The organism is Streptomyces sp. NPDC050617 (assembly GCF_040654795.1).
In the GTDB taxonomy this organism is placed as follows: Bacteria; Actinomycetota; Actinomycetes; order Streptomycetales; family Streptomycetaceae; genus Streptomyces.
Map to the genome: position 1 here is coordinate 17453 of NZ_JBFAIS010000022.1, position 22002 is coordinate 39454.

A 22002-nucleotide genomic window follows, 5' to 3' on the forward strand; every position below is an offset into this window, starting at 1 on the left:
GCCCGGCGGCGGTGCGCTGCCCGGGAGGCCGTGGAGCCCGGCACTGTGTGCTGGGCTCCACGGCTCTCGCGTGTGGGTCAGATGCCGAACGGGGCGGCGTAGCGGATGGTGCCGGTCGGGAGGGGGTGGTCGTCGTCCAGGGTCATGGCCATGAGGGCTTCGTCAGGGACGTCGATGTTCAGTCCGATGCCGTGGGTGGAGGCGCGGGTGAATCCGAACCTGGGGTAGTAGGCGGGGTGTCCCATGACGGTGACGTAGTGCTCGCCCATGTCCTTGGCGGCCTTGAGGGCGGCGCGGATGGCGGCCGAGCCGGCGCCGGTGCGCTGGTAGTCGGGCAGGACGGCGCACGGGGCCAGGCACAGGGCCGGGGTGTCGCCGATGTGACAGCGGGTCAGCAGGGCGTGGCCGACGACGGTGCCGTTGTGGTCGGTGGTGACGAGGGACAGGCCCTCGATCCAGGAGGAGTCGGCGCGCAGGGCGTCGACGAGGTCGGCTTCGTCGGTGGTGTCGAAGGCGGCGGCGTTGACGTCGTGGATGGCGGTGATGTCGTCGCTGGTCTCGGTACGGGTGTTCCAGGTGGTCATGGCGTGTCCGTTCTTCGGTGTGCCGGGGGTGTGGTGTTCGGGGCGCAGGAGGTAGGCGGCGTAGTGGTAGTCGCCGCTGTGGGCGCGCCGTAGCGCGATCTCCTGGTGTGCGGCTTCGAGGGCCTGGGCGGCGCCGGGCGTGGTCGGCTCGGTGTGCGCGATGCGTGCGGTGAGCGGGGTGTAGTACTCCGTCCACCAGTCGCTTTCCGGCAGCGGCCAGTACGTGGTGACCTGGTAGCCGGCGGCCTGGGCGGCATCGGTGTTCGCCGCGTGGGTGCGCAGCGGGTAGGCGGCTTCCCAGTGGGTGCGCGCGGCCGTGGAGGGGGTGGGGGTGCTCCATTCGATTTCGGTGAGGGCCAGGACGCCGCCGGGGGCGAGCAGTCGGTGCCAGGTGCGCAGCGCGTGGTCGAAGCCGACGGTGTAGACCGCGCCTTCGCACCAGATGACATCGAAGCTGTGGTCGGGGAAGGGGAGTTGGTCCATCGAGCAGTTCATGGTGGTGATCCGCTGGTCGAGGCCCTGGCGTGCCGCCTCGGCGGTGAGGGTGTCGAGGGCGCTCTGGTGCGTGTCGACGGCGGTCACCCGGGCCGCGGTTTCCTGGGCCAGCAGCAGGGCGGCGCGGCCCTGTCCGCAGCCGGCGTCCAGGATGCGGGGGCGGGCCGGAAGGGGGCCCGCGTCGCGCAGCAGGCGCCGGGTGGTGCCGTCCGAGCCCGGTCCCTGCCGCGGCAGGCCGTCGAACAGGGCGTGGAACGCGTCCGCTGTCGGGTCCGCGCTGTCGGGGCAGCCGGGAGTGGGGCGTACGGGAGTGGGGTGGTCGTTCACAGCTGGCGCTCCCGGAAGGCATAGGTCTCGCGGAGTTTGCGGCGAATGTCCTTCTTCACGTTCTCCCGGTCGGCGCGCACGCGCGCGTCGGTCCGTGCGGCCGCGTAGTGGTTCTCCCGCAGCAGCCGCTGGCAGCTGTCCAGACGCCGCTGGGGCAGCACGCCGGTCTCGACGGCGTCCAGGACGGCGCAGCCGGGCTCACCGGTGTGACCGCAGTCGGTGAAGCGGCAGTCCTGGGCGAGCTGTTCGATCTCGGCGAAGGTCTGCTCCAGCCCGGTCCGGGCATCGTGCAGGCCCACCGCGCGCAGGCCGGGCGTGTCCAGCAGGACGCCGCCGCCGGGCAGCGGCAGCATTTCCCGCCAGGCGGTGGTGTGCCGGCCTTTGCCGTCCGCCGATCGCACGGCGCCGGTGGCCAGCAGGTCCTGGCCCAGCAGCTGGTTGCCGAGGGTGGACTTGCCCGCGCCCGAGGGGCCGAGCAGCACGATGGTGCCGCCCAGGACCGCGGCCAGGGTGTCCATGCCCTCGCCGGTGGCCGCGCAGGTCACTAGCGTGTCCGCGCCGGGGGCCAGGTCGGACACCTCGGCCGCGACGGCCTGGGCGTCCGCACACGCGTCGGCCTTGGTCAGGACCACGACGGGCTGCGCGCCGCTCTCCCAGGCCAGGGCGAGCATGCGCTCGATTCGGCCGTGCTTGAGGGGAGCTGCCAGCGACACCGTCACGACGACGGTGTCGACGTTCGCGGCCAGTACCTGGCCGTGCGAGGTACGCGCAGCGGTGGACCGTACGACGGCGGTGCGCCGCTCCAGGACGGTGTCCACCGTGGCGGGCTGTCCGGCAGCGCCCGGGCGCAGAGCCGCCCAGTCCCCGGTGCAGGGCAGCGAGAGGGGATCGGTCGCGTCGGCCGGGAAGGGGACGACCGCACGGACCGGCCCCGTCTCGGTGACGGCCTCGCACCGGCCGCGCTCGGCCCGCACGATCCGGGCCGGCAGGAGCCCGTCGGCCCGGTGGGGGGTGAAGGCGCGCTCGCGCGCCTGGTCCCAGCCGTAATCCGCGAGGGAAAAGGGCATGGGGGAAGGGAAGGGGGTATTCGAAGACAACGGTAGAGACCCTTGAACAGGGACCCCGATATGCGCGGAGTGTCGCCCCCGCGAGCCGAAGCTCCCAGCGAGGGCCGGACGTCAGGTCAGACCGGGGCCCGGGACGTGAGGATGGTCCGGGCACTGCACACGGCAGCGGCCTCTACGGCAGTCATCAACTCACCTCCCACTTCTGTTCCGGCGGAACCCGTCTGCTCCGCACAAAAACCGTAACACCGCACTTGCGGCCATGTCTCATCGATTAGCGCCGGGGGGCGGTCGTCGCGCGTTCCAGGCGTGCCGGACGACGGGATGAGCGGGCGTAGGCCCGCACCCCCGGGCCCACACCCCCGGGCCCGCACCCCCGGGCCCGCACCCCCGGGCCTGCGGCCCCGACTGGGGTTGCCGCCTCCTGACGCCGCCGCACCGGCGGGACCTGCGGTGGCACCCCTCAGGAAGCAGTGGCCGCGCACCCGCAGCCGGCCCGGACGACGAGGGGGGCCGAAATGGACGGCACCGCGGTCTCACCGCCGAGCAGCAGATCGACGGCCTGGGCCGCCATCGCCTCCAGGGGTTGCCGGGCGACGGTGAGGGCGGGAGCGGTGCAGGCGCTGTCCGGGGTGGCGTCGAGCCGCCCCGCTCTCAGCCGCCGCCCCGGGCCGCCCCGCCCGCCGCCTCCCGGTGGATCACGCCCCGCGCGATCAGCTCCAGCACGGCCGCCACGGCCACCGCCTGCACCGCCATCAGCGCGACCAGCACGAACAGCTGCACCGCCCCCGCCAGCACCGGTGACGCCCCGCCCAGCAGCATTCCGACGAACGCGCCGGGCAGGGTGACCAGCCCCACCGTCCGGGTCTGGTCCAGCCCCGGCAGCAGCGCGTCGGAGGCGGCCGGGCGGGCGATCTCCAGCCGCGCCTCGCGGTCGAGGAGGCCGAGCGCCATGCCCGCCTCCACCTCGCCGCGCCGGACGTGCAGCTCGTCGAGCGCGCGCCGCCCGCCGAGCACGGTCGCGGTGAGGCCGCCGCCGATGAGGATGCCGGTGATCGGGATGAGCGCGATGCCCTTGAGCGGTACGAGCCCGGTCAGCAGCAGCGCGAGGACGACCGGCGCCACCCCGGCCCCGATCGGCACGGCCGTCCACCACCAGGTCCCGTTGTCCGTGATGCGGCGGCCGGAGGTGCGTACGGCCACGAGGAACATCAGCGCGATGAAGGCCAGCAGCAGCGGGACCGAGTGCACCACGAAGCCGATGACGTAGGAGACCGCGGCGAGTTGGAGGGTCGCGCGCGCCCCGGAGGCCGCGATGGCGCGTGCGTACCCCCGGCCCCGGCCGTCGGCGAGGCGGGCGAACGCCGCGACCCCCACGGCCGCCACGAGCAGCACGGCCAGCACGACTCCGAGGGTGGCGTTGACCGGGAGCAGCGCGGCGGAGGCGAGGGGCGGGGCGGACAGGACCGGCGAAGCCATCGGTACCGGTGGGGCGGCTGGGGCAGCGAACACCTGAGCAGCGTACGGCCGGACGGGCGCGGCCAACGCGACGCCTGGTGCGGGTGAGTGGCACCGCGTCAGATGGCCCAACCTCTTGCCTTGACATGATCGCGTCGTCACGCTGTTACTTGGCGCCCACCCCACGGAAACCCGGCGCGCCGATCCTGGCCGTGGTGCAACGGCCAACACCCCCCACACCGAGGGAGTTCGCATGTCCGGTCCGCGCAACGCCTCCGTCTTCCGAAACGTTTCCCCCTCCGCCTCCGCCCCGCGCGGCGGCCCCTCCCCGCGCGGCGGTTCCTCCTTCCGCCGCGTCTACGCGCGTCGCGCGGCGGTGGCGGGCGGCCTCGCCGCCCTGCTCGGCGCGATCGTCCTGAACGGCCCGGCCGCCCAGGCCGACCCGCCCGCCCCGCCGGACGCCGCCACCGCCCGTACGTACCTGGGCGAGCTGACGGTGAAGGCCGAGGGGTCGATGGACGGCTACGACCGGTCGAAGTTTCCGCACTGGATCACCCAGAGCGGCGCCTGCAACACCCGCGAGGTCGTGCTCAAGCGGGACGGGAAGGGCGTCGAGCAGGACGCCAAGTGCGCTGCGGTCAAGGGCACCTGGAAGTCGGCGTACGACGGGGCCACCTGGACGGACGCGTCCGATCTGGACATCGACCACATCGTGCCGCTCGCCCAGGCGTGGCGCTCCGGAGCGAACTCCTGGACCCAGGAGCAGCGCAAGGCGTTCGCCAACGACCTGACCCGGCCGCAGCTGATCGCGGTCACCGACAACGTCAACCAGCAGAAGGGCGACAAGGACCCGGCGCAGTGGATGCCGCCGCTCAACTCCTACGCCTGCACGTACGCCCGTATGTGGGTCACGGTGAAGCACCACTACAAGCTCACCGTCGACTCGGCCGAGAAGACCAAGCTCTCCTCGATCCTGAACGGCTGCTGACAGGCAGTCACCAACCGGCCGCGCAGGCCCTGGTCGGCTTCCCGCCGGGCAGTCCCTGATCGGCTTCCCGCCGGGCAGTCCCCGGTCAGCTTCCGGCCGCGCCCGGCCGGGCGGGAAACTCACGGCCCCGCTCCGTCGTTCCGTACCGTACGGGACGACGGAGGGAGGCCCGCATGACCGCCGGCCTGCGATTGGGACCACTGCTTCGGTACATCGACGGGGAAGCGGGCGAGAGCGCCACCATCTGGATCGAGGCCGACCGGCCCTGTACGGCGGAGGTGCGCTGCGCGGACGGCGCCGGCGGTTCGGCCCGCAGCTGGCAGATAGCGGGCCATCATTACGCGCTCATCCCGGTCACCGGGCTGCGGCCGGGCACGGAGACGGCCTACCGCGTGCGGCTCGACGGCGAGGAGGTGTGGCCGCCGGCCGGCTCGCCCTTCCCCGAGAGCACGATCCGGATGCCGGAGTGCCGGGACGCCGCGCTGCGCGTCACGTTCGGCTCCTGCCGGTGGGCGGCCGCGCCGTCCGACCGGGGGCACGACCCGGTCGGGCCCGATGCCCTCGACACGCTGGCCGGCGACCTCGCCCGCCGCCCCGGCGCCGAGCGTCCGGACGTACTGCTGCTGCTGGGCGACCAGGTCTACGCCGACGAGACCTCCCCCGAGACGCGCCGCTGGCTCGCCGCGCGCCGCGATCTGGCCGAGCCGCCGTGGCATCAGGTGGCGGACTACGAGGAGTACACGCGGCTGTATTACGAGTCCTGGCTGGACCCCGAGATCCGCTGGCTGCTCTCGACCGTCCCCTCGCTCATGGTTTTCGACGATCACGACATCATCGACGACTGGAACACCAGCGAGGCGTGGCAGGAGGAGATGCGGGCGACGCCGTGGTGGCAGGAACGGTTGCTCAGCGGGCTGATGTCGTACTGGGTCCACCAGCACCTGGGCAATCTCTCGCCCGACGAGCTGGCCGCCGACAAGCTGTACGGGGCGGTGTGCGAGGCGCGTGACGGCACGGAGCTGGTACGGGAGTTCGCGGCCCGCGCCGACGCCGATCCGACCGGCGCCCGCTGGAGCTACCGCCGCGACTTCGGCCGCGTACGGCTGCTGATGGTCGACACCCGCGCCGCGCGGGTGCTCGACGAGGACCGCCGGGCCATGCTCGCCCCGACGGAGGCCGAGTGGCTGCGGTCGGCGGCGCTCGACGGCGGCCCCGGCGCGTACGACCACCTCCTGATCGGCACGTCGCTGCCGTGGCTGCTGCCGCACTTCGTGCACGACGTGGAGGCGTGGAACGCGGCGGTCTGCCGGGGTGAGCGCGGTCCGCGCTGGGCGCGGCTGGGCGAGAGGCTGCGGCAGCGGGCGGACCTGGAGCACTGGGCGGCGTTCCCCGCCTCCTTCGACGCGCTCGCCGAGCTCATCGCGACGGTGGGCGGCGGTCCCGGCGCGCCCGCGACGATCAGCGTGCTGTCGGGCGACGTGCACCACGCGTACGTGGCCGAGCCGGAGTTCGGGCGCGTTCCGGGCGGGCTGGAGAGCCGGGTGCTCCAGCTGACGTGCTCGCCGGTGCACAACAGCATCCCCGCCTCGATACGGCACGGCTTCCGGTTCGGCTGGAGCCGGGCCGGACGGTGGCTGGGGCGCGGCTTCGCGCGGCACGGGCGGGTGGCGCCGCCGGCGGTGGAGTGGCGCCGGACGGGCGGGCCCTGGTTCGGCAATCAGCTGATGACGCTGACGCTGCGCGGGCGCGGGGCGCGGCTGCGTCTCGATCAGGCGGGCGCGGCGCGGCGGGGGCGCGGCAAGGGCCGGGGCGGTCCGCTCAGTCGTCGGAAGGGTCCGTTCAGTCGAACGGTCAACCAACTGAGGGTGGCCATGGAGACGGAGCTGTCGCCGCAGGCGCCGCGGACGCCGCGGGCGCCGCTGAGCACGCAGCCACCGCCGTGACCTGGGCGGCTCCCCCGCCCATCCGCCGGAGGCCCGAATTCCGCGGCGCGGACGGCCGGCGGCGCGGTGATGCGCGTGAGACGGAGGGTGGTCGGTACATCGAATTTGTCTGTACCAAAACAAGAACTTGAACTTGCAAGTAACGATTAGGTCAACCTAACCTGGGTCCCTCGTTTCCGTCCCCGACACGAGGAGTCCCCGCCATGCCCCCCACCAACGCCCCCCTGAGCGACCGGCTCGCCACGGCCAAGCCCTACGCCCTCTCCCTCTTCCGGATCGTCGTCGGGCTCCTCTTCGCCTGCCACGGCGCGGCGGCCCTCTTCGGCATACTCGGCGGAGCCGGCGGCAGCGGCGATACCGTCGCGGCGGGCACCTGGCCCGGCTGGTACGCGGCAGTGATCCAGTTCGTCGGCGGCATCCTGGTGCTGCTCGGCGTCGGCTCCCGGACGGCCGCCCTGATCTCCTCCGGCTCCATGGCGTACGCGTACTTCAGCACCCACGCCCCCGAGGGCCTGTGGCCGCTGCTCAACGGCGGCGAAGCCTCCGCCATGTTCTGCTGGGCCTTCCTGCTGCTGGTCTTCACCGGCCCCGGCCCCCTCGCCCTGGACCGGGTACTCGCCCGTTCCCGCCAGGGGGCGCCGGCCACGGCGCAGCAGCGCGAGCCCAGCGCCATCGGCTGACGCGACCCGGCCGGGCCCGCGGACCCGCTCGACCGCCCCGGCCCGGCCCGCACAGCTCACTCCGCTCCATCCGTTCGCTCAGCTCCATCACCGCTCAACCCACCCACTCCCATCAATCCGCTCACTCCCCTCAACCCACCCACTCCGCTCATCGCGCCACCGGGGCCCCGTCCATCGGCCGGGGCCCCGCCCGGCGCTTCGGACCGGCGCACACACCCCCACACCCGTGACCCGCGTGGCGCAGGCGTACGCTGTACGGCTGTGAAGGCCGCTCCTGCCGCTCCCCTGCGACACCGCGGCGGGGGACCGTACCGGGAGATCAGGACGTGTTGGAGCAGTTGGGGTCACTGGCCGACCCACCATGGATCTATGTGATCGTCGGCCTGTCCGTCCTGCTCGACGTCTTCCTCCCCGTACTGCCCAGCGGCGTCCTGGTGATCACCGCCGCCACGGCCGCCGCCGGCTCGACCGCCGCGGACGCGGTCGGCGGCGCCACCCCGGTCCACCCCGCGCACGACGTCTCCACGATGTTCTCCCTGATGCTGTGCGCCGCCACCGCCTCCGTCCTCGGCGACCTCGTCGCCTACCGGCTCGCCTGGCGCGGCGGCGCCCGCTTCGACCGCGCCATGGCCCGCTCCCGCAAGCTCGCCGCCGCCCAGGACAAGATCGGCACGGCGCTGTCGCGGGGCGGCGGCCCCCTCGTCGTACTGGCCCGCTTCGCACCCGCCGGCCGCTCCGTGGTGAGCATCGGCGCGGGCGTCATGCACCGCGACGTCGCCGAGTTCCTGCCCTGGTCGGCCCTGGCCGGGGTGGTCTGGGCCGCGTACAGCGTGAGCCTCGGCTACTTCGGCGGCCAGTGGCTGGGGGCGACCTGGCTCGGCACGGCGGTCTCGGTGTTCGCCCTCTTCGCGGCGGGCGCGGGGGCCGGCTTCCTGATGCGCCGCCCCCGCGAGCCCCGCGAGAACCCCGCGCCGTAGCGCACCACCCGCGCACCCGCCCGCGCATCGGGTCGAACAGCCCGCGCCGTAGCGCACCGCCCACGCGCCCGCCCGCACGCCCTGCTGATCACCCCGGTGGGACCATGGTCCGATGAGCTCCCCGTGGACCGTCCGCCCCGAAACCCCCGCGGACTTCGAGACCGTACGCCGCATCACCCTCGACGCCTTCGGCAATTCCGGCGAGGCCGACCTGATCGACGCGCTGCGCACCGACCCCGGCTGGCTGCCGGGGCTGAGCCACGTCGCCGAGACGCCGGAGGGCGAGGTCGTCGCCCACGCCCTGCTGACCCGCTGCCGGGTCGGCGACGCGCCGGCCGTGGCGCTCGCCCCCTGCTCGGTGCTCCCCGACTGGCAGCGGCGGGGCGCCGGCGACGCCGTGATCCGCTCGGTCCTCGACGCGGCCCGCGCGGCCGGCGAGCGGGCCGCGATCGTGCTCGGCCACCCGCCGTACTATCCCCGGTTCGGGTTCGAGCCGGCGTCCCGCTTCGGCATCCTGGCGCCGCAGGAGTGGCCGGAGGAGGCGTTCATGGCGCTGAGCCTGGACCCGTCGGCGGGGCTGCCGAGCGGGATGGTGCGGTACGCGGCGGCGTTCGGGATCGACTGAAGGACGTACACGGGGACGTACACGGGGGCCGTACGCGGGGGCCGTACCGGCCGTACGGGCAACAGCGCGCCCGACGGAACGCGGGCGAGGCGGCAGCGGCCGGGCCACAAGGAACCGAGCCGCTGCCGCCCGCCCTACCGACGGCTCACGCGCGCACGCACACGCGTACGCTCGCTCAGCGGACCTTACGGAAGGCGTCCTTGTCGAAGGGGCTGATGCCGTTGGCCCACAGCTGGTTGACGCGGGCCCGCTCCTGGGCGTTCGGCTGCGTGTTCTGGCAGGAGGTGCCGGGGCCGCCGCCCGACATCAGCTCGCTGCACGGGCCGGAGTAGTGGTCCGGAAGGCCGAGCACGTGCCCGGTCTCGTGGGCGACCACGCGCACCGAGTTGTACTGCTGGTTCTGCCGGTAGTCGAGGAAGATGTACCCCCGGCCGTGGCCGTCCGTGCTGGCGTACGAGCCGCGCGCGTCGTTGCCCTCGCGGTACGAGAAGTCGCCGCGACCGCTGCCCGCACGCAACTGGACGTTGCGGACGGCGCTGTTCCAGATCTGGGTGCTGCTGGCTATCTGCGAGGCGAACGACGGTGCGCGGCTGGCGTCGTAGGTGACGGTCACGACCGCCAGGTTCGGGTTGGCCGCCTTCTTCGCTCTGGCGACCTTCATCACCGCGTCGAAGAACGCCTTGCTGTTGGCCTGGTCGGCGGCCGACCCGGCGTACGAGGAAACGGTGTACTGCTGGGTGGAGTGGTCGGCCGCCGAGGCGGCGGTGGGCAGGGCCGTCATCGAGGCGGCCAGGCCCAGTCCGAGCACCACCGAGAACACGGTCTTGGAACGGGTCATGTGGGGGACTCCCATTCGAGCCGGGGCGCCGCCGGCCGCTGGTGGGCAACGGCAGGGGGCGCGCCGGGGAATTTTTTGGTCCCGCAGAGTGTCCGCCGACTTCTCGGCGGCGCGGATGATGCCAGTGAGGCATAGCCCGGTCCAATCTCCGGACCGTTCGCTGACCTGATCTCCTCGCACAAACGTCCTGTTCGCGCGCTTTAAGCGTCTGGTGTGCCTCGCGGGAGCGCCGTTATGCTCCGGCCGTGGAGCTCGATGTGAGGCACCTCCGCGCACTGTGCGCGATCGCCGACACAGGCAGCGTGCGCAAGGCCGCGCTGCAACTGGGCATGACCCAGCCCTCGCTGACCACACAGCTCCGACGCATCGAGAAGGCCATCGGCGGCCTGCTGTTCACCCGCGAGCAGACGGGCAGCAGACCCACCCCGCTGGGGCACTCGGTGCTGTCCCGCGCCCGGCCCATAGTGGCCGAGATGACCGCCCTGGTCACCGCCGCGCGGGACGCGGTCGTGGACGCGGGCGCGGCGCGGCTGCGGATCGGGAGCGTCGGCAGCCGGGCGGTCGCGGGCTGGCTGCGCCGCGTGCACGCCCGGTTCCCGGACACGGACACCACGATCCACATCGACGTCTCCGCGCACACGCTGCTCCAGATGGTCGCGACGAACCAGCTCGACATCGCCTTCGTGCACGAGCCCGAGGGGTTCCCGCTGCGCCTGCCGCCCGGCGTGGAGCAGCGCGTGCTGGTCGCCCGCGAGCCGCAGTTCGTCACGCTCTCCGCCGCGCACGAGGCGGCGCCGCGCACGGTGGTGCCGCTGTCGATGCTGGCCGACGACGCGTGGATGGTGGACCCGACGGCCGACCACGAGGGCGCGGCGATGCGCCGCGTCTTCACGCTGGCCGGGCTCGACCCGCGCATGGTGCACGTGCGCGACAACACCACCGCCGCCGAACTGGCCGCCGCGGGCGAGGCCGTACGCCCCTGCCAGCCGACCTCGCCCCCGTACCGCGGCACGGTGATCCGTCCGCTGTGCGGCGATCCGCTGGCGGTCCGGCTGCTGCTGGTGTCGCGGGCGAGGTCCTTCGCCGCCGCCGAGTTCGACGCCCTGTACGCGGACCTCAAGGCGTCGTATCTGGAACTGGCCCGGGCGAATCCGGTCTATCTGGAGTGGCTGCTGCATCACGGCAGCCCTCTCCTCGACGCCCCGGAGGACCCGCTGCCCACCGCCAACGGCTGTTCGACGCGCATGCGCCGGGTGCTGAGGGGAGACGACGACGCGCGGGAAAGCTTCCAGCCGGCGGACCTCTGACAGTCGGCGCTGGGGGTCTCGCCGAGCGCGTACCGCTCCACGTTCCGCTGCCCGCGCCCGCGCCCGCGCCCGTAGGAGGGGGCGCCCCGCGCGGACAACGCCGGACGCCCCCGGAACTCACTGCATCACTGCCTCACTGCCGCTAACTCCGGGCGAAAGTCCCGCAGTTGGTCGCGGTGGTGGTGACGGACACCCCGTCGATCTCGCCGCCCCAGTCGACGCAGGAGCCGCGGGCAGCGAGGTAGACGGGCCCGGCGTACGTGCCGTACTGCCCGCTGTCCGACGCGGGAGAGCCGTGGCCGCCGCTCTGGCCGACCCAGGTCCGTACGAAGACGGGTGCGCCGGCGGTGTTGCGGATGGTCACGGCACAGTTCTTGCCGGTGGCGGAGCTGTAGGTCAGATAGACGACGCCGCGGCTGCCGATGGGGGCGGAATTCACGACGTTGTAGCCCTTGCCGCAGACGCCGTTGTAGGCAGCGACCGGCGGGGCGGGGTCGGCGGAGGCGGCAGGGGCGGCGGAGGCAGTGGTGGCGGCGAGGACGGTGGAAACGCTTGCTGCGGCAAAGGCGACGGCCCCGGCCTTGAGAATCGAACGCTTCATGAAACTCTCCCCTTATCAGCTGTCAGCTGTCAGCGAGCCGTCTTGGCGAATGTGCCGCAGTTGGACTTGTTGACCGTGACGTCCTGGTTCTCGATGGCCCCGCCCCAGTTGACGCACCGGCCCTTGGCGTCGAGATACACCGGCCCCGCGTACGTGCCGTACGTGCCGGAGTCGACGACCGGCGTCGACTCGTGCTCCTCCACCAACTGCACCCAGGCGGCCATGCGTACGGGCGCCCCGGCGGCAGCGCGTACGGTGACCACACAGTTCTTGCCGGTGGCGGAGCTGTAGGTGAGATACACCTTGCCCTTGTTCCCGATCGGCGCGGAATTCACGACGCCGTAACCCGTCCCGCACGCCCCGTTATAGGCGGCCCCCGCCGCGCCGGAAGCAGCCGACGCCGCCGTACCCGTCGCCAGCACTCCCAAACTCGCCATCGCAAACACGGCAGCCCCCGCCGCGATACGCACACGCTTCACGAAACCCTCCCCATTTCGATTGCCATTGCGCATCAAGAGACACGCAGGGCCCGGGGATGGTTGTACAGCACGAGTGAACTACTGCCACGGATGGGTGAGTTGCGGCTAATCCCCTCCGCCGCAACCCCGGAACAAGCCCACGGGCGAGGCGGCGGCAAGGTCCGAGGGGCCCGCTTAACGCTCCGGGCGTGACCGTGGAACGGATCGGTCCTCTCGCATGCGCAGAATCAAGGCGACCGCGTCCTCCGGGCGGGTTCCGGGGGCCAGGACTTCCTGCAAGAGGAGGCCGCGAATCGCGGCAATGGTGACGGTGGCCGCGTCCCGCGCCTCCTTCGCGTCGAGCCCTTCGCGTTCCGCGAGCGAGGCCAGCATCACGGTCAGGTCGTCGATCGACTCCACGAACTCACGGAAGTCCTCGGGCCCGTACGCGGCCAGTCCGACGACGTAGAAGAAGCCGCGGGCGCGCGACAACTGCTCCGGCCGGGAGTAGGTACGCCAGATCGCCGCGACGAATTCGTCGAAGGTGCCCTGCTGGGCGGCGCCCAGAAGCGCCTCGTTGTCACGGGATCGCTGCGCGTTGAGCATGGCGGCCAAGACGCCCGAGAGCGACCCGAAGTGGTAGCGCAGCAGGGCGTGGCTGGTGTCGATCCGGGCGGCGACCTCGCGGAGCGACATCTCCGGCGGGGGAAGGGCCTCGCCGAAGGCGTCGAGAAGCCGTGCCAGGAGTCGCTCGCGCGCACTGCCCTTGCGTTCCGAGGTTGACAGGGTCACTCCCCTAGTTTATCCATTGGAAAAGAAAAATCCGGCGGTTCCGTGTCGCTCCACACATGGTCGCAGTCAGCTCGCAACGGCGGAGGATCGGCTATGGGACCTGCTCATATCGTCGGCGCGACGGTCATCGACGGCTCGGGACGCGATCCCGGCGACGCCGACGTCACCATCGAGAACGGCCGCATCACCCGGCTCGGCGCCGCCGGCGGGCACGGCGAGCGTCTCGACGCCGAGGGGCTGACGATGACGCCCGGCCTGATCGACGCCCACGTCCACCTGGGCCTGTCGAGCCCGATCCAGCCGCACTTCTCGTTCCAGGTGAGCGCCGCCGAGCTCGCGGCGGACATCTTCGCCACGGCCGGTGCGACGCTCGACGCCGGCTTCACCACCGTCCGCGACACCGGCGGGATCGACGGCGGTGTCGTCACCGCGATCGCGAAGGGCAAGGTCAGAGGGCCCCGCGTCCTGTCGTGCGGACCTGTTCAGTGCCAGATCGGCGGGCACGGCTACTACGGGGCCGCATGGGAACCCACCGAGCTGTGGAGCAGCCACCACATCCCGGGCCTGTGCGCCCTCTCCATGATGGCGGGCAACGCGGACGAACTGCGGCACAACGTCCGCGAAGCCTTCCGCCGCGGAGCCTCCTTCCTGAAGCTCTGCGTCACCGGCGGAGTGGTGGGCGCACATGACCGGCTGACCGACACCCAGTTCACCGTCGAGGAGATCGCCGTCGCGGTTCAAGAAGCCGCGGCACGGAACACCTACGTGACGGTGCACGCCCACAACGACGACGGCATCCGCAACGCGGTCGAGGCCGGGGCGCGCTGTGTCGAGCACGGCACCGGCCTCGGCGAATCCACAGCGGCCCTGATGGCCGCTCGCGGCGTCGCCCTCGTGCCCACGTTCGCCGTCGTCGAGCAACTGCTGCACGACACCGCCGGAGCCGGTCTCGCCGAGTCGACCCGCGACCGGGCCGAGGGCGCACGCGAGCGGATGGCGGAGGCGCTGGCCGTCGCCAAGCACGCGGGGGTACGGGTCGGGCTGGGTTCCGACCTCATCGGCCCGGCCCAGGACCGTCGCGGCAGAGAACTCACCCTGCGCGCAGCCCTTGAGTCGCCGATGGAAGCGCTCGTGGCGGCGACCCGGACCAACGCGGAGATCCTCGGCCTGTCCGGTCAGGCGGGTGTCATCGCTCCCGGCGCGCGGGCAGACCTCGTTCTCTGGAACGGCAACCCGCTCGAAGACCCGGAACTGTTCTCCAACCCCGCCGACGCCGTCCTCGTAATCCAGGCCGGCCGCATCGTAAAGGACCTCAGATGAGCACCATGTGGCAGGGCTGCCTCGCCCACACCGACTACTTCGAAATGCGCTCCGACGGCGGGCACGACTACGGCGTCTGGGTCACCACGCCACCGCGCTACGACCCCGCCGCGGCGCAGGCGCCTGTCGTGTACGTGCTCGACGGAAACTGGGCCGTGGGCATGACCGCCCCGCTCATCGTCACGCAACTGGACCCCATGCAGCCGATTCAGCCCTACGTGCAGGTCAGCGTGGGGTACGCGGGCGAGGAAGCGGAGCACTGGGAGCGGCTGCGCAACCGAGACCTCGTGCCTCCCGGCGAACCCATCGCGAAGGAGTTCGTCGACGCGGTGGAGATGGGGGTGGAAGCGGGCACGACGACGCGCGAGCAAGCCGACGCGTACCTCGCCGAATTGCGCGACAGCCGCGGGGATATGTTCCTGGACTTCCTTACCGACGACCTGCACCCGCGAATCGAACGCGACTACGGCACGGCCCCGAGCGGCCACGGCCTCTTCGGCTATTCCTACGGCGGACTCTTCAGCCTCTACGCCTGGCTCACCAACAGCACCTTCTTCGAGAGCATCGGCGCGGGCAGCCCCGGCATCGTCAATGCGGACAGTCAGGTCTTCGCCCGTCTGCAAGCAATGGGCGACGCCCTGCCCGCCACCAAGCTTCATGTGACCTTCAACGACCGGGAGATGCTCGGTGATTTGGCGGTCTACCAGAATCTCACGAAGAACACGGCTACATTCCTTCACCGCCTCACCTCACGCGGCGGATCCGTCACCAGCGCACTCACGCACGAAACGCACGTGACTGGGCTACAGGCGTCGTTCCTCAGCTATCTCAGGACTTGCCGTGCCCGATAGGACCGTGCGCTGCGCGGCGCGGTCGGGTACTGCGTGGCAAGGCGGCCGAATCATTTGTCGGGGCAGGCGGAGCAGGCGGGGCAGGCTTCATGCCGTGCCCGCCGCCCGGCGCTTCCCGCTCGTGTGGGTGCGGTCGGTGGTCCAGGCGAGCGCGGCGATGACGGGGAAGGCCGCCGCGGTGAGGGTGACCGACTGCCAGTCGCCCAAGTGATAGGCGAGGGTGCCGAGTTGGGAGCCGATGGCACCGCCGATGAAGAAGGTGGCGATGTAGACGCTGGTGATCCGGGCGCGGGCGGCTGCGTCGAGTTGGTAGATGGTGTGCTGCCCGAAGATCAGGGAGCACTGCACGGCGCAGTCCAGGAGGACCGCGGCGGCGGCGAGGACGAGTATCTGGTGAGCGGCCAGGCCGGCCCAGATGAGGGCGGCGGCGGCGAGCAAGCAGGTCACGGGGGTGAGCCGGTGGGCGAGCCCTCGGTCGGCGAGGCGGCCCGCGAGGGGGGCGACGAGCGCGCCGGCGGCGCCGACGAGGGCGAACAGGCCGACCTGGAGCTGGGAGTAGTGGTACGGCGCTGCGGTCAGGACGTAGGAGATGGTCGTCCAGAACGCGCTGAAGGCGGCGAACATGCAGGCGTGGTAGATGGACCGGCGGCGCAGCCGCGGGTGCACGCGGACCAGGCGGGCCATGGAACGCAGCAGCGCGGCGTAGGAATCGGTGCTGGTGGGGGCCCTGCGGGGCAGCGCGCGGCGCAGGACGAGGGCCAGGATCGCCATCAGGACGGCGGAGACCAGGTAGACGGCGCGCCAGCCCGCGACATCCGCGAGCAGGCTGGCGACGGTGCGGGAGAGCAGGATCCCGGCGAGCAGTCCGCTCATGACCTTGCCCACCACGGCGCCGCGCAGGTGATCGGGGGCGAGGTCGGCGGCGTAGGGGACGAGGACCTGTGCGACGACGGAGGTGGCGCCCGCGACGAGCGCGGCGATGAGCAGGACGGTGAAGGTGGGGGCGAGGCAGCCGACGGCCATGGCCAGAGCCGTGACGGTGAGCAGGACGGAGACCAGCCGGGAGTTCTCGACGCGGTCGCCGAGGGGGACCAGGAACACCATGCCGGCGGCGTAGCCGAGCTGGGTCAGGGTGATCAGCAGGCCGGCGGTCGAGTCCTGGAGCTGGAAGGTCCGGCGCAGCATCTCCAGGAGCGGCTGGGCGTAGTAGAGGTTGGCCACGGTCAGCCCGCAGGAAGTGGCCAGGAGTACGACCAGCCAGCCGGGCAGGGCTTGCTGTCGCGCGGTTGACTCCGGTGTGGCGCGGGCGGCTGCGGGCACGGGCATGGTCTGCCTCCGGATACGTACGCGAGGAGGGGCGGAAGCCGAGTCGACTCCACAGCTCGGCCGGCGCGCGACCTGCGCCCTGACCTGCGAGGGAGCCTCGATCGCTCGAACGAGCAGTCGACCGTACTAGAATTGGGATTCCATATTGAACTTCGGTTCAACATAGAACGCGACGAGTACCATGTCAAACATGACGAACTCGGGTGACCCGCTGCCTCAGGGGATCGAAATCGGTGCACTGTCCAGGATCATCCGGCAGCACTTCGCCGACCGGATCGAGCAGGTCATCCACCCTCTGGGGCTCACCCTCGGGCAGTGGACGGTACTGCGGGAACTGAAGCGCACACCCGGCGCCTCCGCTTCAGAACTCGCGCGCGCCGCGGTCCACACGCCGCAGGCCGTCAGCCGTCTCGTCCGGACCCTCCAGGAGGAGGGACTGGTGGAGCGCTCCCCGGCCCGGGGCCGGGTGATGGACAACCACCTCACAGCCAAGGGTCACAAGGTGATGGATGAGATCTTCATCCAGATCGAGGCCCGCTTGGCTCCGGCACTGGAGCAGTTCGGCAGAGCCAACACCGAGGAGTTCCGCCGCCTGTCCCATCTCCTCATCAAAGCCCTGGAGGATCCGGCCTGAGCCGGATGCCGGGCCCCCTCTACCGGGAAGTATCGGCGATTCGGCGGCAGGGCGTCCCTCGCGGTTCATGGAGCGGCGAGTACCCCGACGACGCAGCCGAACCACCGCGAGCGCCTGCGCTCAACGACCCCTCCCCCGGCGCGCGATCAGCCAGCCGGCCCCAAGCCCGACAGCGCCGCACCCCGCCCCCCACACCGCGCAAATCAAATACCCCGCCAGAGTGCCGAATTCCACCTTCGGCTGTACCAGCGGAAACGTGACGAAGAACAGCACGAGCGCCACGGCCAGGGAACGATTCCCACGCCCGGTCCGGCCGCGAGCAGCGGGCTTACGCAAGTCGACTCCCAGTACGCCCCTGCCGCCGCACCGCCCACACCGCGGCGGCTTCGCCGACTATCACAGAAGGCGCGCACCCGCACCCCTCAGCCACCATACATCCGGCCAGAGCTCCGGCCGGTGCGCTCCTCCACAGCAGGCTTCGACAACGCAGAAGAAGACTCCGCAGGGCGACGCGCGACAACCAGGGCAAGGGGCCGGCTATCGTCCGCCAGAAGCAGGGAAGGGACCTCGGATTCCGTCCAGGAGGTAGGTGGTGCGGCGGTCGTAGTCGTCCCGGGGAGGCCGCTCGCCGTGCTTGAGAGCGAGGGCGTTGTCTACGACGAGAGCGTGCAGGTCGCCCGCCGTGAACTCCGGCCGCAGCGCATTAAAGGCTTGCGCCGCCGCGATGAGCTCCTCGTTGGCCTCGCTTCCGACCCGGCAGATCTCCATCAGCTGCTGCGAATGCGGATACGTCTGCAACAGCACGTCGTTGAAGGCGGGCTGGCGGTACTGGAGGTCGCGGAGCGCGGTGAGGTAGTACGTGATCCGCTCGCCCACGTCATCGATGGCTCGCGCGTGGTCGATGACGGCGAACAGTTCACTCGCCACAAGTTCTTCGATGACGGCTTCGATGAGGCCGATCCGCCCGCCGAACCGGTTGAAGATCGTGGCCTTGCTCACCCCTGCCGCCTTGGCGACCTCCTCCAGCGGCACCGTCAGGCCCTGCCCCCGGAAGGCGCCGACCGCGGCAGAGCGGATCTGTTCGGAATTACGCCGGGCGTCGGCGCGCAGCCGGGATCCCGCAGGCACCGCGTTCACCGGCCCTTCCCGCTCATCGACATAACTTGACTCATGCGGTCAGTTTACCTACGGTCGTCATCAGAAGCGAAACTGACCCGTGTGGTCAATTTATGATTCCAGGAGGTCAAGAACATGATCGTTGTGACTGGCGCCACCGGCGGGCTGGGCGGCACCACCGTCGAGCACCTCCTCAAGCGCATACCCGCCGACCACATCGGCATCAGCGTCCGCGACACCGCCAAGGCGCAGCACTTCGCCGACCGCGGCGTACGCGTACGGCAGGGCGCCTACGAGGATCCGGCCGCGCTGCGCGACGCCTTCGCCGGTGCCGAGCAGGTCCTACTGGTGTCCGGCAACGACCCGGCCGCCGACATGGTCGGCCTGCACCGCAACGCCGTCGAAGCCGCCGTCGCGGCCGGCGCCCGGCGCATCCTCTACACCAGCCAGCAGGGCGCCGTCCCCGGCAACCCGTACCGGCCGTCGGATATCCACATCGCCACCGAGGCGCTCCTCGACGACTCGGGCGTCGCCTGGACCGCACTGCGCAACGCCGCCTACGGCCCACTCGACCAGGTGCTCGGCCCGTGGCAGCGCACCGGCGTGATCGCCCAGCCGCAAGACGGCCCCGTCCCGTACACCGACCGTGCCGACATAGCCGAGGCCACCGCGGTCTTCCTCGCCGGTGACCGCTCCTTCGACGGCCCGGTCGACCTCACCGCGCCGAACGCCCTCACCTTCGACGATGTCGCCAAGATCGCCTCCGACCTCACCGGTCGCCCTGTGGAGCGCATCGTCCTGGACGACGAACAGTGGATCGCCGACCAGATCGCGGGCAGCGTCCCGGAGCCGATGGCCCGGCTCATGCTCACCTGGTACCAGGCCGCCCGCGCCGGCTTTTTCGCCGAAGCCGGCCCCCTGCTGACCGAACTCCTCGGCCGCGAGCCCCGCACCGCCGCTGACCGGCTCGCAGCCAATGCCGCCGCCTGAAGCCGAGCTTCTCTTCGCTCACCTGATCGGTGATCTGGGCATGCCCTTGACGGACACGCGGTGGGCGCGAATCGCTCCACTCCTCCCGCGCGATCCGCGAGCACCTGCGCAGGGGCGGCATCCAGGCAGTGAGCAGGCAGACCGCGGCGAGTATGACGGCGGCGGCCGGGAAGCCGGAGCACTTCGGCGAGGAGGACCTCTACCCCGACGTACGGACGGCCCTCGCCCAGTTGAGTGCCGATGGCCTCTGGCTCGGGATCGCGGGCAACCAGACCGTACGTGCCGACCGCATCCTCCGCGAGTTGTTCGCCGACGACGTCGACCTCATCGGGACGTCGGACGACTGGGGCGCGTCGAAGCCGGACCCGGAGTTCTTCGTACGCGTCGCCCAGGTGGTGCCGTTCGAGGCCGGGGAGATCCTGTACGTGGGTGACCGTCTCGACAACGACATCCGACCGGCCGTCGCCGCCGGCATGCGGACCGCGCTCATCCGGCGCGGCCCTTGGGGCACCATCCAGCAGCGCGCCCCCGAAGCCGACAGCATCACGACCCTCCGCATCGACTCGCTCGACGAGTTGTCGGAGAAGGTCGCGAAGTTCAACGCTGGAGAGCGCTGACCGTCGTCCCCCACCCCGTACAGCCGGTCGTCGAGGTCGCGGACACACTGTGTGTGCTGCCACTGTGCGAGGGCGCGCCGCACCTCACGCACCCGGTCCATGCCCGTCGCGTACCACGTGATCGCGAGCTGATCGAGAGCGCGGACCGTACTCGCACGCTGCCTCCGGCCTCCCCGCGGCGGCCGGGCGTGCGTGGTGCATGCGGTTCCCACCACGGGTGCGTGTGTACTGAGCTCGCGCACAGTACCGACATCCGCTCCGTATGGGGGCGTTGGTGGCCCTGGCGTCACACCGCACGCTCTCCCCTCGTTGGAACGGCCCCGCTCCGGCAACCGAGCGCAGGCGTACCGTGTCATCAAGACCTTCTGGCGGAGGTACCAATGAGCACGGCATTCGAATCGGGCATGGGCGACCGCATCGGCGAACTGCGCCGGCGGCGGAACCTGTCACAGGAGAGGCTCGCCGAGCGCGCGAACGTCTCTGTCGACGTGGTACGCAAGTTGGAACAGGGGCGGCGCAAGGCTGCTCGGCTCGCCACTATCAACGCGTTGGCGAAGGCACTCGACACCGAACCCTCCTACCTGGTCGGCCAGCCGAGCACATTCGAGACTCGCGCTTCCGGAGACGAGCTCCCGTCCCTCCTCGCGCTGCGCCAAGCTGTGTCGCCGGTCGATGACCTGCTGGGCGGGGATTCAGACGCCGAAGAGCCACCGACCATCGTGCAGCTGCGCGATTCTCTGGAATCCACGAGCACCATTCGGCGCGAGGGGCGAGTGAACGAGATCGGCGTGCTGCTGCCGCAGCTCATCCGGGACGCCCGAATGGCCGCGCACGCGTTCACCGGGGCCGACGCCGCTGCCGCCTCCTCCGTGCTGGCTGTCGCCTACCAAGTAGCAGCTACCACGCTCACCGCACTCGGTAAGGAAGATGCCGCCTTTACGGCCATGGAGCGATCGTTGGCAGCCATCCGTCAATGTGACGACCCGCATCTGGAAACAGCGGCCATGTCCTCGCTCAGCTGGATCTTCACGAAACAAGGTCGTCTCGCCGATGCGGAACGTATCGCCCTGAACCAAGCCGAGAAGATCGAGCCGACCTTCCGGTCGGCACCAGATGAAGTCTCTCTGTGGGGAATTCTCCTGCTGCGCGCCGCTACAGCAGCGGTGAGGCAGGAGAAGCACACGACAGTTACGGAGCTGTTGAACAAGGCGACAGCCGCCGCTGCCTTGGTCGGAGATGACCGCCTCGTATATTCCACGCCGTTTGGTCCGGCGAACGCCGGCATCGCAAAGGTCAATTTCTTGGTGGAGATGGACAAGAGCGGTGCGGCGATCGACGCCGCCCAAGCAGTCCCCCACCTGGACTCGCTGCCTGCGACATGGCGCGCCCGGTTTCATGTGGACCGAGCTCTGGCCTACGCCGACCTTGAGGACGACAGCAAGTCGGCGCGGGCCCTGCTGTCCGCTGAGAAGGCTGCCCCGGAGTGGATGCGCTACCACTCGACGTCGCGGCGGCTCGTCGAGGAATTGCGCAGTCGAGCGCCCCGGAGGGACGCCCCGGTTCTCGGGCTCGCTGATCGGCTTGGGCTGAGCGGGTAGGACACGACGTCCTACCCCGTGGCGAAACTAGGGCACATCGCCACTGGCTCCGATCCGGCCAACTACTTACCGTGAGCGCACTGTTGCGGTAACGGCCTCACCTCCGCCAGGCGTGGCTGGTACCGCCCCACCCCCTTGGAGCACTGCGCCATGCCCGCCGACAGCTGTGGGTCAGCCCCCGTTTCCGGCCCAGACCGCAGAACGACCGTCCCCGCCACTACCCAGCGCGACACCGAGCGCAACTGCCAAGTCAGCCAACTGGCCCTCGGCACAGTGCCGACTGGCACCCTGCTCGGTGAGACCGCCGTCGCCCGTCAATGGCACACCCACCATGCCGCATTTCTTGCCCTTGTCCCGCGCGTGAAGCGGTACCGATCCGAACGGACCCCGGCATGACCGAACGCTGCGTCCCT

General features: G+C 71.1%; 20 protein-coding genes and 2 pseudogenes. 12 read left to right on the forward strand and 10 right to left on the reverse strand.

Annotated elements, in window-relative coordinates; translation table 11 throughout:
- Nucleotides 1-77 precede the first annotated feature (77 nt).
- The 3 genes from AB0I49_RS26230 to AB0I49_RS26240 all read right to left on the reverse strand — a co-directional run bounded on the left by AB0I49_RS26230 (nucleotide 78) and on the right by AB0I49_RS26240 (nucleotide 3949).
- Nucleotides 78-1406, reverse strand: a complete 1329-nt coding sequence (locus tag AB0I49_RS26230) for a bifunctional class I SAM-dependent methyltransferase/N-acetyltransferase (RefSeq protein ID WP_363229545.1) — start codon at nucleotides 1404-1406, stop codon at nucleotides 78-80.
- On the reverse strand, nucleotides 1403-2473 hold the full coding sequence (rsgA, locus tag AB0I49_RS26235; RefSeq protein WP_363229546.1) for a ribosome small subunit-dependent GTPase A: 1071 nt from the start codon (nucleotides 2471-2473) through the stop codon (nucleotides 1403-1405). The genes AB0I49_RS26230 and rsgA overlap by 4 nt, the downstream gene beginning before the upstream one ends.
- A 651-nt stretch (nucleotides 2474-3124) precedes the next feature.
- The gene (locus AB0I49_RS26240) at nucleotides 3125-3949 is read right to left on the reverse strand and encodes an ABC transporter permease (protein WP_363229547.1); all 825 of its coding nucleotides are present in this window, start codon (nucleotides 3947-3949) and stop codon (nucleotides 3125-3127) included.
- A gap of 232 nt (nucleotides 3950-4181) precedes the next feature.
- On the opposite strand from AB0I49_RS26240, the gene AB0I49_RS26245 reads away from it, so the two are divergent.
- From AB0I49_RS26245 to AB0I49_RS26265, 5 genes are all read left to right on the forward strand, one after another.
- Nucleotides 4182-4916, forward strand: coding sequence for an HNH endonuclease family protein (locus AB0I49_RS26245; RefSeq protein WP_363229548.1), 735 nt, complete (start codon nucleotides 4182-4184; stop codon nucleotides 4914-4916).
- Nucleotides 4917-5089: 173 nt separating this feature from the next.
- Nucleotides 5090-6859: an alkaline phosphatase D family protein gene (locus AB0I49_RS26250; RefSeq protein ID WP_363229549.1), complete on the forward strand. Its 1770-nt coding sequence runs from the start codon at nucleotides 5090-5092 to the stop codon at nucleotides 6857-6859.
- A gap of 203 nt (nucleotides 6860-7062) precedes the next feature.
- Complete coding sequence (locus AB0I49_RS26255) at nucleotides 7063-7539, forward strand: DoxX family protein (protein ID WP_363229550.1); 477 nt, start codon at nucleotides 7063-7065, stop codon at nucleotides 7537-7539.
- A 326-nt stretch (nucleotides 7540-7865) separates the two neighbouring features.
- Nucleotides 7866-8516, forward strand: a complete 651-nt coding sequence (locus tag AB0I49_RS26260) for a VTT domain-containing protein (protein ID WP_363229551.1) — start codon at nucleotides 7866-7868, stop codon at nucleotides 8514-8516.
- Nucleotides 8517-8628: 112 nt separating this feature from the next.
- The gene (locus AB0I49_RS26265) at nucleotides 8629-9141 is read left to right on the forward strand and encodes an N-acetyltransferase (protein WP_363229552.1); all 513 of its coding nucleotides are present in this window, start codon (nucleotides 8629-8631) and stop codon (nucleotides 9139-9141) included.
- Between the two features lie 175 nt (nucleotides 9142-9316).
- Here the strand turns inward: AB0I49_RS26265 and snpA are convergent, their stop codons facing one another.
- Nucleotides 9317-9979: a snapalysin gene (gene snpA, locus AB0I49_RS26270; protein ID WP_363229553.1), complete on the reverse strand. Its 663-nt coding sequence runs from the start codon at nucleotides 9977-9979 to the stop codon at nucleotides 9317-9319.
- 245 nt (nucleotides 9980-10224) lie between these two features.
- On the opposite strand from snpA, the gene AB0I49_RS26275 reads away from it, so the two are divergent.
- Nucleotides 10225-11286: a LysR family transcriptional regulator gene (locus AB0I49_RS26275; protein WP_363229554.1), complete on the forward strand. Its 1062-nt coding sequence runs from the start codon at nucleotides 10225-10227 to the stop codon at nucleotides 11284-11286.
- 142 nt (nucleotides 11287-11428) lie between these two features.
- Here the strand turns inward: AB0I49_RS26275 and AB0I49_RS26280 are convergent, their stop codons facing one another.
- The 3 genes from AB0I49_RS26280 to AB0I49_RS26290 form a co-directional block, all read right to left on the reverse strand.
- Nucleotides 11429-11887 carry a spore-associated protein A gene (locus tag AB0I49_RS26280; protein ID WP_363229555.1) on the reverse strand — a complete coding sequence of 153 codons (459 nt, stop codon included), beginning with the start codon at nucleotides 11885-11887 and terminating at the stop codon, nucleotides 11429-11431.
- 29 nt (nucleotides 11888-11916) lie between these two features.
- On the reverse strand, nucleotides 11917-12324 hold the full coding sequence (locus AB0I49_RS26285; RefSeq protein ID WP_363229556.1) for a spore-associated protein A: 408 nt from the start codon (nucleotides 12322-12324) through the stop codon (nucleotides 11917-11919).
- A 216-nt stretch (nucleotides 12325-12540) separates the two neighbouring features.
- The gene (locus AB0I49_RS26290; protein ID WP_363229557.1) at nucleotides 12541-13137 is read right to left on the reverse strand and encodes a TetR/AcrR family transcriptional regulator; all 597 of its coding nucleotides are present in this window, start codon (nucleotides 13135-13137) and stop codon (nucleotides 12541-12543) included.
- A gap of 93 nt (nucleotides 13138-13230) precedes the next feature.
- Here AB0I49_RS26290 and AB0I49_RS26295 point away from each other — a divergent pair, with 93 nt between their 5' ends.
- Together AB0I49_RS26295 and AB0I49_RS26300 are read left to right on the forward strand one after the other, a co-directional pair.
- Nucleotides 13231-14457 (forward strand): amidohydrolase family protein, encoded by a 1227-nt coding sequence (locus AB0I49_RS26295; protein WP_363229558.1) that lies wholly within the window; start codon nucleotides 13231-13233, stop codon nucleotides 14455-14457.
- A complete protein-coding gene (locus AB0I49_RS26300; protein ID WP_363229559.1) occupies nucleotides 14454-15308 on the forward strand; it encodes an alpha/beta hydrolase-fold protein in 855 nt (284 codons plus the stop codon). The genes AB0I49_RS26295 and AB0I49_RS26300 overlap by 4 nt, the downstream gene beginning before the upstream one ends.
- Before the next feature lie 87 nt (nucleotides 15309-15395).
- On the opposite strand, the gene AB0I49_RS26305 is transcribed toward AB0I49_RS26300, so the two are convergent.
- Nucleotides 15396-16634, reverse strand: a complete 1239-nt coding sequence (locus tag AB0I49_RS26305; protein ID WP_363229560.1) for an MFS transporter — start codon at nucleotides 16632-16634, stop codon at nucleotides 15396-15398.
- 190 nt (nucleotides 16635-16824) lie between these two features.
- Between AB0I49_RS26305 and AB0I49_RS26310 the strand changes: the two genes are divergently transcribed.
- Nucleotides 16825-17268 carry a MarR family winged helix-turn-helix transcriptional regulator gene (locus AB0I49_RS26310; RefSeq protein ID WP_363229561.1) on the forward strand — a complete coding sequence of 148 codons (444 nt, stop codon included), beginning with the start codon at nucleotides 16825-16827 and terminating at the stop codon, nucleotides 17266-17268.
- Between the two features lie 537 nt (nucleotides 17269-17805).
- Here AB0I49_RS26310 and AB0I49_RS26315 read toward each other — a convergent pair.
- Entirely contained in the window at nucleotides 17806-18405 is a 600-nt protein-coding gene (locus AB0I49_RS26315) for a TetR/AcrR family transcriptional regulator (RefSeq protein ID WP_363229562.1), read from the reverse strand.
- Between the two features lie 114 nt (nucleotides 18406-18519).
- Between AB0I49_RS26315 and AB0I49_RS26320 the strand changes: the two genes are divergently transcribed.
- Together AB0I49_RS26320 and AB0I49_RS26325 are read left to right on the forward strand one after the other, a co-directional pair.
- On the forward strand, nucleotides 18520-19374 hold the full coding sequence (locus AB0I49_RS26320; protein WP_363229563.1) for an NAD(P)H-binding protein: 855 nt from the start codon (nucleotides 18520-18522) through the stop codon (nucleotides 19372-19374).
- A gap of 158 nt (nucleotides 19375-19532) precedes the next feature.
- Nucleotides 19533-19991, forward strand: a pseudogene (locus AB0I49_RS26325) (HAD family hydrolase); the annotation flags it as partial.
- On the opposite strand, the pseudogene AB0I49_RS26330 reads toward AB0I49_RS26325, so the two are convergent.
- A pseudogene (locus AB0I49_RS26330) lies at nucleotides 19972-20174 on the reverse strand (transcriptional regulator); the annotation flags it as partial. The pseudogenes AB0I49_RS26325 and AB0I49_RS26330 sit on opposite strands and share 20 nt — an antisense overlap.
- A gap of 197 nt (nucleotides 20175-20371) precedes the next feature.
- Here AB0I49_RS26330 and AB0I49_RS26335 point away from each other — a divergent pair.
- Nucleotides 20372-21589 carry a helix-turn-helix transcriptional regulator gene (locus AB0I49_RS26335; RefSeq protein WP_363229564.1) on the forward strand — a complete coding sequence of 406 codons (1218 nt, stop codon included), beginning with the start codon at nucleotides 20372-20374 and terminating at the stop codon, nucleotides 21587-21589.
- Nucleotides 21590-22002 lie beyond the last annotated feature (413 nt).